At 71.6% G+C, this 705-nt stretch carries 1 pseudogene; it reads right to left on the bottom strand.

Annotation, left to right across the window (positions count from 1 at the left end):
- Positions 1 to 705: pseudogene (locus tag K789_RS0107140) on the bottom strand (glycosyltransferase family 2 protein); the annotation flags it as partial.

The following is a 705-nucleotide window of genomic DNA, read 5'->3' as shown; positions in this document are numbered from 1 at the left end:
CGTCGACAATCCGCACGCGGTGCGCGACGTCGGCAGCCTGGATCACGGGCTGGTTGAGGGGACTGATCCGCCAGAGCCAGCCGACGTCGGTCTTGCCGACGGCGACAAGGCCGGGGACGGCATCCATCCGGCTCGCGGTCAGCTGGGCTGCGGTATCGGCGGCCCGCAGGACCACGAAGCCGACGCCGAGCTGCTCGAGCTCTTCGCGGGGATCGACGCCCTGGCCGGCCACGATGGTGGCCACGACGTTGCGGACGGAAGCCACTACGGCGTCGTCGTCACGGACGGTTTCCTGCCCCGGCTCCCCCATGATCGGGCGGGCAGCGGCAATCGTGGACAGGGCATCGAGGGTGGTGCCGGCACCCCGCATCAGCGCGGCGTCGAACGTTCCGTTTTCGCCGGTGGAGATGACGAGAGTGCGCGCCTGTTCCGGCCCTTCGCCGCGGTCGATGGCCGTTGCCGGGAGGGTCCTGGACTCGGCCGGCTGCACAAGCCTCCGGGCACCCAGCGAGGCCGTGCCCGGTGGATCAGTGCCGGCCAGGCCGGTAGCAGTCGGTTCCGTGACGGTGGCCTCGGTGGCCTGCGGCAGGACGTTCTGCGCGGCCCACACCGTGAGGCCTGCCAACGGGCCTGCCAACAGGAGGATCATCGCCACGACCGCGGTGGCGCGGGTCAGGACCTTGCGGCCCATCGTTGCGGCGGCGG

The organism is Arthrobacter sp. TB 26 (assembly GCF_000427315.1).
Lineage (GTDB): Bacteria > Actinomycetota > Actinomycetes > Actinomycetales > Micrococcaceae > Arthrobacter.
The sequence above is the reverse complement of the archived record's forward strand: the minus strand, read 5'-3'. Positions and strand labels throughout refer to the sequence as shown.